Source organism: Collinsella aerofaciens (genome assembly GCF_028209395.1).
GTDB lineage: Bacteria > Actinomycetota > Coriobacteriia > Coriobacteriales > Coriobacteriaceae > Collinsella > Collinsella aerofaciens_AZ.
Genome location: NZ_JAQLDQ010000003.1, coordinates 131,435 through 148,713, shown reverse-complemented (window position 1 = coordinate 148,713; position 17,279 = coordinate 131,435). Strand labels below are relative to the sequence as shown.

At 62.8% G+C, this 17,279-nt stretch carries 11 protein-coding genes and 2 tRNA genes; 3 read left to right on the top strand and 10 right to left on the bottom strand.

Annotated elements, in window-relative coordinates; all coding sequences use genetic code 11:
* The first annotated feature begins 1 nt into the window (after nucleotide 1).
* The 3 genes from PMW67_RS02755 to PMW67_RS02745 all read left to right on the top strand — a co-directional run bounded on the left by PMW67_RS02755 (nucleotide 2) and on the right by PMW67_RS02745 (nucleotide 3,044).
* Nucleotides 2-1,396: an NAD(P)/FAD-dependent oxidoreductase gene (locus tag PMW67_RS02755; RefSeq protein ID WP_271738683.1), complete on the top strand. Its 1,395-nt coding sequence runs from the start codon at nucleotides 2-4 to the stop codon at nucleotides 1,394-1,396.
* Nucleotides 1,397-1,400: 4 nt separating this feature from the next.
* Nucleotides 1,401-1,799: a DUF1667 domain-containing protein gene (locus PMW67_RS02750; protein WP_271738682.1), complete on the top strand. Its 399-nt coding sequence runs from the start codon at nucleotides 1,401-1,403 to the stop codon at nucleotides 1,797-1,799.
* Nucleotides 1,800-1,955: 156 nt separating this feature from the next.
* A complete protein-coding gene (locus PMW67_RS02745) occupies nucleotides 1,956-3,044 on the top strand; it encodes a M24 family metallopeptidase (RefSeq protein WP_118270672.1) in 1,089 nt (362 codons plus the stop codon).
* 105 nt (nucleotides 3,045-3,149) lie between these two features.
* On the opposite strand, the gene PMW67_RS02740 is transcribed toward PMW67_RS02745, so the two are convergent.
* The 10 genes from PMW67_RS02740 to PMW67_RS02695 all read right to left on the bottom strand — a co-directional run bounded on the left by PMW67_RS02740 (nucleotide 3,150) and on the right by PMW67_RS02695 (nucleotide 17,259).
* Nucleotides 3,150-4,493, bottom strand: coding sequence for a bifunctional folylpolyglutamate synthase/dihydrofolate synthase (locus tag PMW67_RS02740; RefSeq protein ID WP_117773596.1), 1,344 nt, complete (start codon nucleotides 4,491-4,493; stop codon nucleotides 3,150-3,152).
* Between the two features lie 280 nt (nucleotides 4,494-4,773).
* Nucleotides 4,774-7,470, bottom strand: coding sequence for a valine--tRNA ligase (locus PMW67_RS02735; protein ID WP_271738681.1), 2,697 nt, complete (start codon nucleotides 7,468-7,470; stop codon nucleotides 4,774-4,776).
* Nucleotides 7,471-7,757: 287 nt separating this feature from the next.
* Entirely contained in the window at nucleotides 7,758-9,170 is a 1,413-nt protein-coding gene (clpX, locus tag PMW67_RS02730) for an ATP-dependent Clp protease ATP-binding subunit ClpX (protein WP_271738680.1), read from the bottom strand.
* 1 nt (nucleotide 9,171) lies between these two features.
* On the bottom strand, nucleotides 9,172-9,792 hold the full coding sequence (locus tag PMW67_RS02725; RefSeq protein ID WP_022095182.1) for an ATP-dependent Clp protease proteolytic subunit: 621 nt from the start codon (nucleotides 9,790-9,792) through the stop codon (nucleotides 9,172-9,174).
* Between the two features lie 163 nt (nucleotides 9,793-9,955).
* On the bottom strand, nucleotides 9,956-11,257 hold the full coding sequence (gene tig, locus PMW67_RS02720) for a trigger factor (protein WP_233509174.1): 1,302 nt from the start codon (nucleotides 11,255-11,257) through the stop codon (nucleotides 9,956-9,958).
* A gap of 88 nt (nucleotides 11,258-11,345) precedes the next feature.
* A tRNA-Leu gene (locus tag PMW67_RS02715) sits at nucleotides 11,346-11,429 on the bottom strand.
* A 140-nt stretch (nucleotides 11,430-11,569) separates the two neighbouring features.
* On the bottom strand, nucleotides 11,570-14,401 hold the full coding sequence (locus tag PMW67_RS02710) for a molybdopterin-dependent oxidoreductase (protein WP_271738679.1): 2,832 nt from the start codon (nucleotides 14,399-14,401) through the stop codon (nucleotides 11,570-11,572).
* On the bottom strand, nucleotides 14,401-15,315 hold the full coding sequence (locus PMW67_RS02705; RefSeq protein ID WP_271738678.1) for an FAD binding domain-containing protein: 915 nt from the start codon (nucleotides 15,313-15,315) through the stop codon (nucleotides 14,401-14,403). The genes PMW67_RS02710 and PMW67_RS02705 overlap by 1 nt, the downstream gene beginning before the upstream one ends.
* Nucleotides 15,316-15,545: 230 nt before the next feature.
* Nucleotides 15,546-16,901, bottom strand: coding sequence for an NADP-specific glutamate dehydrogenase (gene gdhA / locus PMW67_RS02700; RefSeq protein WP_271738677.1), 1,356 nt, complete (start codon nucleotides 16,899-16,901; stop codon nucleotides 15,546-15,548).
* A gap of 261 nt (nucleotides 16,902-17,162) precedes the next feature.
* Nucleotides 17,163-17,259: transfer RNA gene (locus PMW67_RS02695), tRNA-Sec, on the bottom strand.
* Nucleotides 17,260-17,279 lie beyond the last annotated feature (20 nt).

The following is a 17,279-nucleotide window of genomic DNA, read 5'->3' as shown; positions in this document are numbered from 1 at the left end:
GATGACGGAAATCAAATCAAGCGCGATTGATTACGGTGTCGTAGAAGCCGTACAAACGCAAGCCTTCGACGTGGTCGTTATCGGCGGCGGACCTGCCGGCATGGCGGCCGCGCTGGCCGCGCATAAGGCAGGCGCACGCGTCGCCATCGTGGAGCGCGAGCAACACCTGGGCGGCATCCTCCGCCAGTGCATCCACCCCGGCTTTGGCCTGTCGCACTTTAAACAGGAGCTCACCGGCCCCGAGTACGCGCAGCGCTTTATCGACCAGGTGCACGCAACCGACATTGCGCTGTTCCTCAACAGCATGGTGATTGGGATTGATTCAGGCGAGGGCGCGGACGCAGCCGTGAGCGCGTCGGGCGTGGACGAGGCCCCGGGAGCCACCGCGGTCCATACCGTCACGCTCATGAACCCCGCCGGCATGCTGCAGCTCACCGGGCGCGCGGTCGTTCTTGCCATGGGTTGCCGTGAGCGCACCCGCAGCGAAATCAAGATCCCCGGTAGCCGTCCCGCCGGCGTGTTCACGGCCGGCTTGGCGCAGAGATACATCAATATCGAAAACCTCAAGCCCGGCTCGCGCGCCGTCATTTTGGGCTCGGGCGACATCGGGCTTATCATGGCGCGCCGCTGCACGCTCGAGGGGATTTCCGTCGAGGGCGTGTACGAGCTCATGCCGTACGCCAACGGACTGCGCCGCAATGTTAAGAACTGTCTGGACGACTTTGGCATTCCGCTGCACCTGTCTACCACCGTCACGCGCGTGATCGGGCACGACCGTGTGGAGGCCGTCGAGGTGAGCCAGGTCGACGAGCACCTGGCGCCCATTCCGGGGACCGAGCGCATTGTTCCGTGCGACACACTGCTACTTTCGGTGGGATTGATTCCCGAGAACGAGCTTTCGGTTGCCGCAGGCGTGGAGCTTGACCCGCGCACGCGCGGCGCCGTGGTGGACCAGAGCTTGCAGACGGGCGTGCCGGGCATCTTTGCCTGCGGCAACGTGCTGCACGTGCACGACCTGGCCGACAACGTGACGACCGAGTCCGAGCGCGCCGGTGCAGCCGCGGCGGCGTGGGCGTTGGGCGGCGACGCCGGGGCGAGCGCTTCGGGCACGGGCCGCGAGTTAACGGTCTCCCCTGCCGGCATTGCGGGCTACGCGCTGCCGGGACGCATTACGGCCGTGGCGCTTACCAAGCTCAACTTCCGCGTGCGCCGACCGGTCGATGCTGCCCGCGTGCGCATTCTTGCTGGCGGCGAGGAACTGTTCGCCGGCAAGGTCCGCGCGTTCAAACCGAGCGTTATGGAAAGCTTCCCACTGCCGGCAAAGGTGATTCAACGCGCACTCGACCTGGGTACCAGCGAAATCGTCCTGTCCGTCGATCCCGTTGAGGAGGCGTAACGTCATGAGCACAAATGCGACCGAAACGCTGCAGTTCAACTGCACCACCTGCCCGTCCGAGTGCCTCCTGACCGTGGAGGTAGAACGCGGAGCAGACGGCGCCGTGGCAGAGGTGCGCTCCGTAACCGGCAACAACTGCCCACGCGGCGACAAGTTCGCACACCAGGAGCTCACCTGCCCCATGCGCGTGCTCACAACGACCGTGACCGTCTCCGGCGGCGACGAAGCCCTACTCCCCGTCCGCACGGCCGAAGCCATCCCGCTAGAACTCCACGCCCAAGCCATGGCCCTCATCCGAGGTCTAGTCGTCAACGCCCCCATCCGCATGGGCGACGTCGTGCTGGAAGATCTTCTCGGCACCAACATTGACCTAGTCGCCAGCATGGACATCGACCCAGCCTAAGCAGCTAATTAGGGACGGAGCTCTTTTAGCTACTTTTGTCTGCATGCCTGCCAGGCTGGTCATGCTAAGGAGTGTCCCAAGGTGCCGACATAAAAGGAACGTCCCTATGTGCCGGGCTTGGGATACCATGGTGGCAGCCTAGCGAAAGGATGTTTCATGGCACATGTCGATGACCAGCGCGTGGCGCGCGTGCTCGATGCGCTCGAGGCTCAGCACCCCGGTGCGCAGCTGCTCGTGAATGACCCGTGGTCGATCTATTACCTAACCGGCTTTTATGCCGATATGTTCGAGCGTTTTTGCGGCGTGCTGCTCGCGCGCGGTGCCGAGCCGGTGATCCTAGTCAACGCCCTGCACCAGCTGCCAGAGTATGACAATGCCCGCGTCGCCTACCACACCGATACCGATATCGTGACCGATGCCATCGCTCGCGAGATCGATCCGACCAAGCCGCTCGGCATCGACACCGTCATGCGTTCCGGCTTTTTGATGCCGCTCATGGAGCGCCACGCCGCAAGCGAGTTTTTCCTGGGTGACTTTGCCGTCACCGCCGCACGCACCTACAAGGATGCCGCCGAGCAGGAGCTCATGCGCGCGTCCTCGGCCGCTAACGATGCCGTGATGGCCGATGTTATCAAGCTCGTCCACGAGGGCGTGACGGAGCGCGAAATTGCCGACCAGATGCTCAGTCTGTATCGCAAGCACGGCTGCGAGGGCTTTAGCTTTCCGCCCATCGTGAGCTTTGGCGCCAACGCCGGCGACCCGCATCACGAGCCCGACGATACCGAGCTTAAACGCGGCGACGTGGTGCTGTTCGACATTGGCGGACGCCATCGCAACTACTGCTCGGACATGACGCGCACGTTCTTTTGGGGCGAGCCGGACGAGGAGACGGCGCGCATCTACGATATCGTGCGCCGCGCCAACGAGGCCGCCGAGGCGCTCATCGCACCGGGCGTGCGCATGTGCGACCTGGACCGTGCCTCGCGCGACGTGATTGAGGACGCGGGCTACGGCGAATACTTTACGCATCGCCTGGGACACTCGATCGGCCTGCAGGACCACGAGCCAGGCGACGTCTCGCTCGTCAACGAGCAGGTCGTGGAGCCGGGCATGACGTTCTCCATCGAACCAGGCATCTACCTCCCCAGCCGCACCGGTGTCCGCATCGAGGACCTGGCCCTGGTGACCGAGAACGGCGTCGAGATTCTCAACGCCTACCCCCACGATCCGGTCCGCCTAGACTAGGCACGCCACCAAAGCTCCCCTAGAAGTTGCGGTGGAATACGGACTGTTTAAGGCTTCTAGCCCATAAAACAGTCCCTATTTCACCGCAACTGATGAGGGGATGGGTTAGCGCAGCAAGCCTGCCACTTCGCCGGCTAGGGTAATGGTGCCGGCTGCTACGAAGGGCTCGCCCGCGGCCTCGAAAGCTGCGAGGGCCTCGGATACGCTGGGGTACACGCCCGCAAGCTTGTCAGCGTCCACAAGGGCGGCGAGCTCCTCTGCCGGCAGGGCGCGATCGGAATCGGTCTGCGTCACGACCACACGGGGGAAGGCCGGAATCAGCACGTCGACGATGCCAGCCACGTCCTTGTCGGCCAGCGCGGCACACAGCAACGTGGGGCGGTTCTCCACGCACGGATCGATCTCGTCCAGCGCGCTCACAAAGTTCTCGCAGCTCTGAGGGTTATGGCAGGCGTCAATCAGCTTAAGCGGATCAGTTCCCAGCACATCAAATCGGCCCGGCGTGGGGCAGCCCATAAGCGACGCATCGAGCTTGTCATGATCGAGCTCGCGACCCAGATACCCCTCGCACAGCATAATCGCGCACGCGGCATTCTGCGGCTGATAGGCCGGCTTGACCATGCTCGACGTATAGATCGCACGCGGCGTGGTGCAGCTAAACTCAACCGTATTGCCCACGTGCTCCGGCACTTTGGTCGTGGCATGGTTCACTACGAGCGGCACAATGCCGCACTCGCGACAACGTGCATCCATCACGCGCTGAACACTTGCCTCATGCGTACCCTCGCCCAAAACAACCAGGCGCCCAGGCTTAATAACCGCAGCCTTCTCCACCGCAATGGCCTCGAGCGTATCTCCCAGAATGCGTGTATGGTCGAGCCCGATGCCCGTAATGGCAACGGCGACGGGATCGGTCGCACTCGTGGCGTCCCAGCGTCCGCCCATGCCGACCTCGAGCACAGCAACATCCACCGCGGCCTCGGCAAACACGACAAGTGCGGCAGCCGTCAGCAGATCAAACGGCGTGATGGCATAGGCACGCTCCCCCGCCGCCACACGACGGGCATTCACGCGATGTCCCGCCTCAACAGCGGCGGAAACGCCACGGGCAAAGGCCTCATCGCTCACGACGCGCCCATCGACCTCCATGCGCTCGGGATAGCGCACCAGCTGCGGCGACGTATACAGCGCGGTCTTTAACCCCTCACCACGCAAGATAGCAGCCGAAAAACGCGTGGTCGAAGTCTTGCCATTGGTACCGGCAACCTGAATGCAATCGAAATACTCATCCGGACGTCCCAGCTCATCGAGCATATCGACAACCGTCTCGAGCAGAGGACCAGCATCCCCAGAAATCCGCCCCGTATCAGCAGCAAGTCCCACAGCCTCATCAAACGAAAGCAGCTCAAACGAGAAAGGAACGACATACGACCCCGAACGCTTAGCCATAACCCAAAGTCCCCCATAACAGAAAAAGAGGCCCATCAAAAAGAATGAGCCCCTCACGTTGACAATATCAGCCTTTACCCGCTTGCAGCGAGATCAAGGCCACAACCCAGTGGCCCTAACACGCCAGATGCAAACAACAACGTAAACGAACTAGGAGCGGCCCGATGCTTTGCTCGCCGCAAGTTCCGCACGCAAAGGACAGCACTTAATGTGCTGTCCGTCTTGCGCAGGACTGTCCGCAGCGGAGAGCAAAGCATCGGGACGCGCCCCCGAGTGAACCTTACGAGAAGTCAGCAACCTGAGCAGTCAGCGCCGCCAGGATCTCCTTGAGCTCAGCTGCACGGTCCCTCTTCTTCTGCACCACCGCGGGCGCGGCCTTGGCCACAAAGCCCTCGTTGGCAAGGGTCTTCTCGCAGCCGGCAAGCTCCTTCTGAGCCGTGGCGATCTCCTTCTCCAGGCGCGCCTTCTCGGCCGAAAGATCAACCTTGCCCTCGAGCACCACAAAAACCTCGACGCCGCTGTCGACCACGGCAATGCTCGCAGCCGGCTTCTCAACGTCGGTACCCATGACCAGCGAAGCGGTGTTGGCCAGCGGCTCAATGGTCGAGCGCAGGCTCTCGAGCTTCTCGATGTCCTCGGCACCGGCGCGCACGACCACGTCGAGCTCGGCCTTGGGGCTCAGGCGATAACGCGAACGCGTGGCGCGGGCGGCGGAAACGACGGTACGGCACAGCTCAAACGCGCGCTCGGCAGGCTCATCGACATACTTAGCGTAGTCGGCGGGCTCGGGCCACTTGGCGATCATGAGCGCCTCGGCGCGGTCCACGTTGCCCTCGGCGTCCAGGTCGAGCACGCTCGCCGGCATGTTGTCCCAGATCTCCTCGGTGACAAACGGCATAAGCGGGTGCATCAGGCGAATGGAGGTGTCGAGCACAAAGATCAGGTTGCGCTGAGCTTGCAGACGGTCCTCGCCCTTCAAGCGGGCCTTGGTGACCTCGACGTACCAGTCGCAGACCTCGTTCCAGAAGAACTGCTGCACGCCGCGGGCCATATCGCCAAAGGTGTAGCTCTCAATGCCCTCGGTGACCATCTTCACGGCCTTGGCCAGGCGGCTGAACATCCAGGCGTCGGCCGGCGTCTCCACGACGGGCTCGCCGGGCGTGTAGCCCTCCATGTTCATGAGCAGGAAGCGGCTGGCGTTCCAGATCTTGGTCACAAACGACTTGGCCTGCTCGGTGCGCGGGCTGTCGATGAGCTTCTTAGTCTTCTTGTCGATGTTCGCGTCGAACTTGACGTCCTGGTTGTTGGTGCACAGCGTGAGCAAGTTGTAACGCATGGCGTCGGCACCGTACATGCCAATGAGGTCCATGGGGTCAACGCCGTTGCCCTTGGACTTGGACATGCGGCTACCGTCCTTGGCAAGGATCGTCGGGTAGATGACGACGTCCTTAAACGGCACCTCGTCCAGGAAGTACAGGGAGCTCATAACCATGCGGGCGACCCACAGCGCGATGATGTCGCGCGCGGTGACCAGCGCCGTCGTGGGGTGATGTCCCTCGAGCAGCTCCGGCTTTTGCGGCCAGCCCTGCGTGGCAAAGGTCCACAGCTGCGAGCTGAACCAGGTGTCCAGCACGTTCTCATCCTGATGCACGTGATGGCCGCCGCACTTGGGGCACACGTCGGTGTCCTCGGTCAGGGCGTCCTCCCAGCCGCAGTCCTCGCAGTAGAACACGGGGATGCGGTGGCCCCACCACAGCTGGCGGCTGATGCACCAATCCTTAAGGTTCTCCATCCAGGTGGTGTAGGTCTGCGTCCAGCGCGCGGGGTGGAAGGTGACCTTGCCGGAGTTGACGGCGTCGAGCGCCGGCCCCTTGAGTTTGTCGACGGCCACAAACCACTGCTCGGACAGCCACGGCTCCAGCGCGGCGTCGCAACGGTAGCAGTGCATGACGGAGTGGTCGTGCTCCTCGACGTGGTCGAGCAGGTCATGCTCCTCAAACCACTTGATGACGGCCTCGCGGCACTCCTCGCGGGTCATGCCGGTAAACTCGCCGTAGCCCTCGACGACCACCGCGTGTTCATCGAAGATATTGATCTGCGGCAGGTCGTGAGCCTGACCCATAGCGTAATCGTTGGGGTCGTGGGCAGGGGTGACCTTAACGAAGCCGGAGCCAAAGTTGGCGTCGACATGCCAATCCTCAAAGATGGGAATCTCGCGGTCGACGATGGGGAGTTTGACGGTCTTGCCCACAAAGGCGGCCTTCTCGGGATCCTTCGGGGAGACGGCGACGCCCGTATCGCCGAGCATGGTCTCGGGGCGCGTGGTGGCGACGACGATGTAATCCTGGCCGTTGACCGGCTCGGTCAGCGGGTAGCGCAGGTGCCACAGGTGGCCCTTCTCGTCCTTGTACTCGGCCTCGTCGTCCGAGATGGCGGTGGTGCAGTTGGGGCACCAGTTGACGATGCGCTTGCCGCGGTAAATCAGACCGTCGTGGTACCAGTCGCAGAAGACCTTACGCACGGCCTGGGCGTAATCCTCGTCCATGGTGAAGCGCTCGTTGTCGAAGTCGACGGAGCAGCCCATGCGCTTGATCTGCTCGACGATAATGCCGCCGTACTCGTGGGTCCAATCCCAGCAGGCGTCGACAAACTTGTCGCGACCGATCTCCAGGCGGCTGATGCCCTCGCTCTTGAGCTTCTTGTCGACCTTGGTCTGCGTGGCGATACCGGCGTGGTCGGTGCCCAGCACCCAGCGCGTGGACTTGCCGCGCATGCGGGCCATACGGATGATGGCGTCCTGGATGGAGTCGTCGGTGGCGTGGCCCATGTGGAGCTTGCCGGTCACGTTGGGAGGCGGAATGGTGACGGTGCAGTCGCCCACGCCCTCACGGCGCTTGTAGTAGCCGCCGTCGAGCCACTTCTGCAGGATCGCCGGCTCGTTGGTCGACGGATCGTAGTTCTTGGGCATCTCTTCCATATATCTCTCCCTTGCCCGTCGGGGAGGAATGTAGGCCCGATTTTCGCTCGGTCAGGTCCTGGGCTCGCTCGAAGACCACATTAAGTGGTCTTCGGCTCGTGCGGAATCTACGAAAATCGGGCCTACATTCCTCCCCTTAGGTATCGATTACTTCAGTCTGAATTGACTTTGCCGAGGCTTAAACAAACACACAGAATAACACAGGTAGTTGGGGTTATTGCGTATATATAAAATAGCCTCCGACCGCGGATGGTCGGAGGCTATTTGCAAGCACGTTTTTGGCAGGTTTACCCGTAGATGCGTTGGGGCTGCTCTTCGCCCTTTACGGAGGCTTCGGTCACAACGACCTTGGAAACGCCCTCCTCGCTGGGGAGGTCGAACATCGTCTGCTGCAGCACGTCCTCGCAGATGGCGCGCAGGCCGCGGGCGCCGGTCTTGCGGGCGAGCGCCATGCGGGCGATCTCGTGCAGGGCCGCGTCCTCAAACTCAAGATCGACGTCCTCGAGCTGGAACATCTTACGGTACTGGCGCACCACGGCGTTCTTGGGCTCGATCAGGATCGACACCAGGTCGTCCTCGTCGAGCGCCTGCGTCTGGGTGACGACGGGCGTACGGCCCACGAATTCGGGGATCATGCCAAAGGCGTTGAGGTCCTGCGGGAGCACCTGGCGCAGCAGGTCGTTCTCGTCGACCGAGGTGGGGCCGGCGATCTCGGAGTTAAAGCCCACGCCCTTGTTGCCCACGCGGTCGGCGATGATCTTGTCCAGGCCCACAAAGGCACCGCCGCAGATGAACAGGATGTTGGTCGTGTCGATCTGCAGCAGCTCCTGCTGGGGATGCTTGCGGCCGCCAGTGGGCGGAACGCTTGCCACCGTACCCTCAAGAATCTTAAGCAGCGCCTGCTGAACGCCCTCGCCCGAAACATCGCGGGTAATGGAGAGGTTCTCAGCCTTGCGGGCGATCTTGTCAATCTCGTCCACGTAGATAATGCCCACCTGAGCGCGCTCAATGTCGCCATCGGCAGCATTAATGAGCTTGAGCAGGATGTTCTCCACGTCCTCGCCAACGTAGCCAGCCTCGGTGAGCGCGGTGGCATCGGCAATGGCAAACGGCACCTCGAGGATGCGCGCAAGCGTCTGGGCCAGCAGCGTCTTACCGGTACCGGTGGGGCCGAGCAGCAGAATATTGGACTTGGCAAGCTCCACCTCGTCCATATCGTCGTCAAACTGTCCGCCCATACCCGATGCCTCGTCAAAGGCGGACACCGCGGCACCGCCCTCGATCACGCGACGGTAGTGGTTGTACACGGCCACCGACATGGCGCGCTTGGCGTCCTCCTGGCCCATAACATAGGCCGAAAGCTCGTCATAGATCTCGTGCGGCGTCGGCACGTGCGTGATGACCTGACGGTCGTCCTCGAGCTCAAAGCCCTCGGCCTCGGGGTCCACGGCGGGCTGGGATGCAGCCTGGCCGTGGTCGTTGAGGAAGCCCGGCAGATTGCCGTTGCGAGCAGCGTCCATAAAATCCGAAGCCAGCGACTCCTCAAGGATCTCGGAACAGGCGGCGACGCACTCGTCACAGATAAAGATGTTGGTCGGGCCCTTTACGAGGCGACGGACCTGGCCCTGCTCTTTTCCGCAAAAGGAGCAGCGGATGGGGTTGCCGTTCTCGTCAAAGTTGTCCTGCATGTTACCTGCCATCCTAGGCGTCCTTCGCGGCGAGATCGCGCGAGGTAACGATACGGTCGATCAGGCCGTAGTCGAGGGCCTCGGCGGCGGTCAGGTAGTTGTCGCGCTCGGTATCGGCCTGGACCTTCTCGATGGGCTGGCCCGAGGCATCGGACAAGATCTGGTTGAGCTCGCGGCGGGTCTTCTTGATCTCCTCGGCCACAATCTCAATCTCGGTCTGCTGACCCTGGGCACCGCCGCTGGGCTGGTGAATCATGACTTTGGAGTGCGGCAGGCAGAAGCGCTTGCCCTTAGCACCGGCCGAAAGCAGCACGGCGGCCATGGACGCGGCCATACCGACGCAGATGGTGGAGACCTGCGGCTTGATGAAGTTCATGGTGTCAAGAATCGCCAGGCCGGAGTAAACCTCGCCACCGGGCGAATTGATGTAGAGCGAGATATCCTTCTCGGCATCCTGGCTCTCAAGATGCAGTAGCTGGGCAACGACCAGGTTGGCGCTGACGGAGTTGATCTCCTCGCCCAAGAAGATGATGCGATCGTTGAGCAGGCGCGAATAGATATCGTAGCTGCGCTCGCCGCGCGGCGTCTGCTCGATAACGTATGGCACGAGTGCGGAATCGAACTTAGCGATCATACGCATCTCCATTTCTCTCTTGCGGACCAAATTGGTTCTAGATAAACGTACGGTGCCCGCATGCTATGCATTGGCTGGCACCGTACGAAGCAACCGGATAACCGGCTTATAACTTTACCCCATCACGGGCGCATGCATGCGCTCGTGGGCAAGGTGGCGAGAATTACTCGGCGTCCTTGGCGGTCTCGTCGACCTCGGTCACCTTGGCGTTCTCGACCAGGTGGTCGACGGCCTTGGAGCGACGGATGGACTCGCGGACGGCAGGCATGCGGCCATCGGCGATGAACTCAGCCTTGGAAGCCTCGACGTCCTTGACGCCGGCCTTCTCGAACTCGGCGTTGATGTCGTCCTCGGTGACCTCAATCTTGAGCTCGCGGGCGAGAGCGTCGAGCGCCAGGGACTCACGGGCAACGTCGTTGGCCTGCTTGTGCAGGTCGCCGATGAACTGCTCCATGGTCAGGCCGGAAGCGGGCAGCCAGGTGTCCAGGGTCATGCCGCGGGCAGCGAGGTTGGACAGGAAGTTCTGGCCAAGCTCCTCAAAGACGGACTGCTCGTAGTCGGCATCCATCTCGTCGAGCTGCAGGCGCTCGGCGAGAGCGGAGACGCAACGGTTCTCCTTCTCGGCCGGGAGGCGGGAAGCCTTGTCCTGCTCGATCTCGATCTTGATGGCGTCGCGCATAGCGTCGATGCTGTCGAAGCCAAAGTCGGACTTGACGAGCTCGTCGGTGAGCTCGGGGGTGTTGCGGACCTTGATGCCCTTGACGGTGACCTCGACGGTGTGGGTCTCGGCCTCCTCGCCCTCCTCGGCTTCGTCGGTCCAGGTGACGGACTTGACGTCGTCAACGTTGGCGCCGATCAGAGCCTCGTTGAACTCGGCGGGGTTGCTGTCGCTACCGGCGATGAGCATACGGCCCTCGGCGGCGAAGTTGTCGGCGTTCTCGACGGCCTTGAGGTCGACGGTGACATAGTCCTCGGCCTCGACGGCGCGACCCACGACGTCCTCGAAGGTGGCACGGTAGTTGAGGAGCATCTCGACCTGGTTGTTGATCTCGGACTCGGTGACCTCCGCAGGGGGCATCTCGATCTCGACAGCGTCGAAGGAAGAGAGCTCAGCGGCGGGACGCAGGGAGAACTCGACGGTGTAGGTGTAGTCCTCGTGATCCTTGGCGAGGTCGAGCTCCTTGTAGTCACCGCTCTTGGTGGGGACGATGTCCAGCTCGTTGAGGACGGCGGGCTCGTTGGCGGCGATCAGGTCGTTGGTGGCCTGAGCGAGGGTAGCCTCGGCGCCAAGAGCAGAGTCGATGACCGGACGGGGAGCCTTACCGGCACGGAAGCCCGGGAAGCGGTACTTCTTGGCGGTGTCCTTATAGGCCTTCTTGATCGCGGCGTCGACGTCGGCGGCCGGGATGGTGACCGTAGCGGTGAGCTTGGCGTCCTTGACGTCAGAAGCGGTGATGTTCAACACGTTCCTCCTCATACTGCCCAGCTTATCTGAGGTGCTGGTACCTTTATGCAACAAAGTGTCGCGACGGCCGAAGCCGACGCAGATGCGTTGGTGCGGGCGAAAGGACTCGAACCTTCACGGGAATCCCACCAGAACCTAAATCTGGCGCGTCTACCAATTCCGCCACGCCCGCATGAGCGCACAGACTAGGAATGATAGCAGATACGAACGACAAGCGCACGCACACGTTTTACAGGCTCACGACCTCACCACGAGTGCGAAAGGCGGGGCGAGTTGCCCCGCCCCGCCCATTACGACTTGTTCGCTGACCCGCTACTCCCCCAGCAGGGCCTTCTCGGGCGTGATCGGCAGCGAGCGCACCTGGTGGCCGGTGGCGTGTGCCACGGCCGAAGCCACGGCGGCGAGCGGCGTGTTGATGACGACCTCGCCGATCGACTTGGCGCCAAACGGGCCCGTCGGCTCGTAGCTCGGCTCAAAGGCCACGCGGATGCTGCCGATATCCAGACGCGTGGGCAGCTTGTAGCTCATAAAGTTGCCGGTGCGCAGGCGGCCGCGGTCATCGTGCTCGACGATCTCGTAGAGCGCGTGACCGATACCCTGGGCAATGCCGCCCTCGGCCTGGACGCGCGCGAGCGCCTCGTTGATCACGGTACCGCAGTCGACGGCAGCCGCGTAGTCCACCACGGTCACCTTGCCGGTGGCCTTGTCGACCTCGACCTCGGCAATGCCGGCCATAAACGGCGGGGGCGAAACGGGCAGGCTGGCAGAGGCATGCGAGGTCAGCGCGTCGCCGCCCTCGATGTTCTTAACGCACAGGTTAGCAAAGTCGCGCAGCGTGAGGTAGCGACCGCGCTCGCGGGCGGCGCGCTCGTCGGACAGGCGCACGTACTGGCCATCAAAGACCACATCGGCGGCATCCACGTCCCACATCTGGGCGGCCTTGGCGCAAATCTTCTTGCGCAGCTCGGTCGCGGCATTCTTGGCGGCCAGGCCCGTCACGTAGGTACCGGAGCTCGCGTACGAGCCGGCGTCGAACGGCGACACGTCGGTGTCCACGCCGCGCACCACGATCAGCGAGCTCTCCACGCCCAGCTCCTCGGCGGCAATCTGCGCCAGGATCGTGTCGACGCCCATGCCGTTATCGGTGGCGCCGGTGCCGATGGTAATGAAACCATCCTCTTCCAGGCGCATGTCGATGCCGGCGATGTCCACGTTGGAGATGCCCGAGCCCTGCATGGTAAGCGCGCAGCCCAGAGCGCGTACGCGGTCGCCCAGGTCCACGGCCAGCGGTTTGTCGCGCCAACCGATCATGTCCATCGCGCGCAGCAGGCAGCGGTCGAGCGCGCAGGCGTTGAGCTTCTCGTTGTAGTACTGCGGCATGACCTCGCCCTCGCGCACAATGTTCTTAAGGCGCAGGTCGGCGGGGTCCATGTGCAGCATGTCGGCGAGCTCGTTGACGGCGCTCTCCACGGCAAACTGGCCCTGGGTGGCACCGTAGCCACGATACGCGCCGCCGCGGTTGGTGTTGGTGTAGACGGCGTCCCAGCTAAAGCGGCTCGCCTTCACATGGTTGTAGATGGGCAGGCTCTTATGGCCCGAAAGGCCGATCGTCGTGGTGGCGTGCTCGCCGTACGCGCCGGCGTTGGAAAGCGTGTGCAAATCGATGGCCGTGATGGTGCCGTCGTTCATGGCGCCCAGCTTAACGGTCATCTGCATCTGGTGACGCGAGTTGCCTGCAGTGATGGTCTCCTCGCGCGTGTAGCAGCAGTAGCTCGGACGGCCGGTCTGCTGGGTAACGAATGCCACGAAGATCTCGCAGCAGCCTGTCTGCTTGGAGCCAAAGCCGCCGCCGATGCGCGGCTTAATGACCTGCACCTGCGACTGCGGAATGTCGAGCGACTGCGCGACCATGCGGCGCACGTGGAAGGGCACCTGCGTGGAGGTAGTCACCGAGATGCGGCCGAACGCGTCGGTCGTCGCGAAGGCACGGAAGGTCTCCATGGGCGCGGTCTGCGTGGCCTGGCTGGTGTAGGTGCGCTCAAAGACGATGTCGCTTTGGGCGAATGCCTCGTCCAGGTCGCCAAAGTCGCTGGTACCGCTGCACACAAGGTTGCGCGGAACATCACCGCCCTGCGGGAACATAAAGGTCACGTCGCCCTCGGGGTGGACCACGATGTCGTTATCGAGTGCCTGAGTAAAGTCGAGCAGGGGCTCGAGCACCTCGTAGTCGATCTTGATGAGCTTGAGCGCCTTGTCGGCGGCCTCCTCGGTCTCGGCGGCGACGATCGCCACCTCTTCGTTTTGGTAACGGACGAGGTTCTCGAGAATCAGACGGTCGTAGGGACTCGGCTGCGGATAGCTCTGGCCGGCGATGGTAAAGCGGCGCTTGGGCACGTCCTCGTAGGTGTAGACGCCCACGACACCGGGCACCTTCAGGGCGCGCGACGTATCGATGGAGCGGATCTTGGCGCGGGCATAGGGGCTGCGCTTGAGTTTGACGATGAGCGCACCGGCGGGCACCATATCGCCCGTGTAGACGGGACGGCCCTCGAGCAGGGCCTTCGAGTCCTTCTTGGGCTGCTTGTGGGTAATCTGCTTGTAGGAGACGCCGTCGGAGCTCGTGTCGTTGACCGGCAGCTCGGGCATCTCGAAGCCCACCCGCACGCCGGACTCGTTAAGGAAGCGGACGATGGCGCGCAGCTGGCTCTCGTAGCCGCTGCAACGGCAGAGGTTGCCAGCCAGCTGGCGCGAGAGTTCCTCGCGCGTGGCGACGAGGCTCGGGTCCTCCTTGGCGGCGCGGGCAAGCGCCAGCACGTTCATGATGAGGCCGGGAGCGCAAAAACCGCACTGCTCGGCACCTTCGGCAGCCATCGCGCGGGCAAGCGCCTCGGACTCGGCCTTGAGGCCCTCGAGCGTGGTAACCGAGCGGCCCTCGACACGCGCGGCGGGAACCGAGCAGCTCAGTACCGGGTCGCCGTCGAGCCACACCGTGCACAGGCCGCAGTTGGTGGTCTCGCAGGCGCAGCGCACCGACGCGCAACCCTGCTCGCGCAGCAGCGCAAAGAGCATCGTATCAGGGGCAATCTGAACCTTGACCTTGCGGCCGTTGAGCGTAAAGGAAAGATCGATGAGTTTGGCAGCCATTAGCGCACCTCACTAGAATCGACGCCGGGCACGCGGCGGCAGGAATACTCGTCCGTGGCAAACTTGGGGGCCTGAACGGTCTCGAGCTCGCGGGCAAGCGCGGCCGAAAGCTCAATGCCGGCGGCGCGGCGCACGGCCTGAATCGCCAGCGGGGCCGAGATGCGGCGGCGGTAGTCGGCCGAGCCCCACATGTTGGTGCCGTAGCTCAGGGCACGCACGGATGCGGCAAGGGCGCACAGCTCGTCCTCGGAAGGCTGCTCGTTCACCAGGCCGCATGCCTCGCCCCGCAGCAGGGTCGCGCGCAGCGGGCGGGCACCCACGGCGACATGCCAGCTGTTATCCCACCAGGCGGCGGTGACATTTAGGGATGGGAAGTCGGTCGCGGCCTTGCGTACGGCCTCGTAGCTTGCGCGGTAGTCATGCTTAACGACCACAACATGCTCGATCACGTCGCGCACGTAGCCCATGTTCACGAACTCGGCGATCGGCACACGGCCGGCCCCCGTCAGCTCGACATAGCAATCGAGCGCCAAAAATGCCGAGAGCACGTCCGAGAAACCAAAGCGACCGTAAATGCTGCCGCCCACCGTGGCGGTGTTACGCAGCTGCACGCCCACGATATCGTGGACGGCGAACTCAAAGACATTGTTGACAAGCGCGTTGAGCTCGGCATGGCGCTCGAGCTGGCGCAGGGTACACATGGCACCGATGCGAAACTCGGTCTCGGTCTCCTCGATCTGATCGAGTCCGCAGGCCGAAAGGTCAATCGCCGTCGCCACGCGACGCGAACCCAGGCGCATCCAGATGCCGCCGCCCACAATCTTGTTGTTGCGGTTTTTCTGCAAGAGCTCATAGGCTTCGGCCGCGTTTCCAACACGGACGTAGGTACCGAACTTGAGCACGTTCTCCCCCATCTCTTCACTTGTCCAGCACCTTTAAGTGTACCAAACGAGGGGCCGCACACCGTTTTAGGACAAAATCCACCCACCCATCCATAACTTGCGGTGATATACGGACTGATTAGCCGTTCCGGGGCGCTAAACAGTCCGTATTTCACCGCAAGTTATGAGGAGTCCTCCAGGATAGAAAAGGCTCCCAGCCAAGATGACTGGGAGCCTTATAGCATGCTATGTCGAGCGAAGATTTAGCAGACGCCCTGGGCGAGCATGGCGTCGGCGACCTTCAGGAAGCCGGCGATGTTGGCACCCATGACAAAGTTGCCCTCCTGGCCATACTCCTTGGCGGTGTCGTCCACGTTGTGGAACATGCCGCGCATGAGCTGCTCGAGCTTGCCGTCGACCTCCTCGAAGGTCCAGGACAGGTGCTCGGCGTTCTGGCTCATCTCCAGGCCGGACACGAGCACGCCGCCGGCGTTGGCAGCCTTACCGGGCATAAAGGCGACGCCGTTCTCCTGGAAGTAGGTCGTGGCCTCGATGGTCGTGGGCATATTCGCGCCCTCGCCGACCACCTTGCAGCCGTTGGCGACGAGCGCCTGGGCGTCCTCGAGCAGCAGCGTGTTCTCGCGAGCGCAGGGCAACGCAATGTCGCAGGGGAGCTGCCACACGCCGCGGCCGTCGCCCTCGTGCCACACGGCGTTGGGCTTCTCGTCAACGTACATGGCGAGCGTGACGCCCTTGTCGTGGCCAGAGCGCTTCTTGTTGTAAACATGCTCGAGCACGGTGTAGTCGATGCCGTCGGGATCCTCGACCCAGCCGTGGGTATCGGAGCAGGCAAGCACCTTGCCGCCGAGCTGAGCGACCTTCTGGACGGCGTAGATGGCGACGTTGCCCGAGCCGTGGACGACGACATTCTTGCCCTCGAAGGAGTCGCCGCGGCTCTTGAGGTACTCGTCCACAAAGTAGACCAGGCCGTAGCCGGTGGCCTCAGTACGGGCGAGCGAGCCGCCAAAGGAGAGGCCCTTGCCGGTGAGGACGCCGGTCCACTCGTTGGTCAGGCGCTTGTACTGACCGAACATATAGGCAACCTCGCGGCCGCCAACGCCCAGGTCGCCGGCGGGAACGTCGGTGTTGGGACCGATGTGGCGATAGAGCTCGGTCATGAAGGACTGGCAGAAGTGCATGATCTCGTTGTTGGACTTGCCCTTGGGGTCAAAGTCGGAGCCGCCCTTGCCGCCGCCCATGGGAAGGGTGGTCAGGCTGTTCTTGAGGATCTGCTCCAGGCCCAGGAACTTGAGCATGCCCAGGGTGACCGTCGGGTTAAAGCGCAGGCCGCCCTTGTAGGGCCCAATGGCAGAGTTGAACTCGACGCGGTAACCGCGGTTGACCTGAACCTTGCCCTGGTCGTCGACCCACGGCACACGGAATATGACGATGCGCTCGGGCTCGACGAGGCGCTCCAGCAGGGCGGCCTCCTCGTACTCGGGGTGGGCGTCGAGCGCCGGCTGGATGGTGCCGAGGATCTCGGTCGCGGCCTGGATGAACTCAGGTTGCTCGGGATAGCGGGCCTTGAGCTCGTCGAGAACTTTCTGCGTGTAGCTCATGCTTCCTCCAATGATGGGAAAGAAAAATGTCGTTCGCGGCGCCCCATGCGCCGTGACTTTATCGAGTATGGATAATATCGCACTGTTGCGGCAAAGTTACGGATAAGACCGCGGGCGGATGTTTCATTTTGATTACGATGCAGGTAGAAGCGTTTTTGAACAGCTGACGTACAAATTGCGTGTTTCGAAGCTGTTTCCCGCACGTTTCGAAACCACCACAAAGGGGACAGGCACCTTTGTGGTGGTTTTGGCGAGATGCGTTGGCGGGAACGGATGTGAATCGAACACATCCAAGACGTTTTGCACGCCTCACAACGGTTTTGAAGACCGCGGGGCCCACCGGAGCCCATCCGCTCCCAAACGTGGCGGTATTTTACC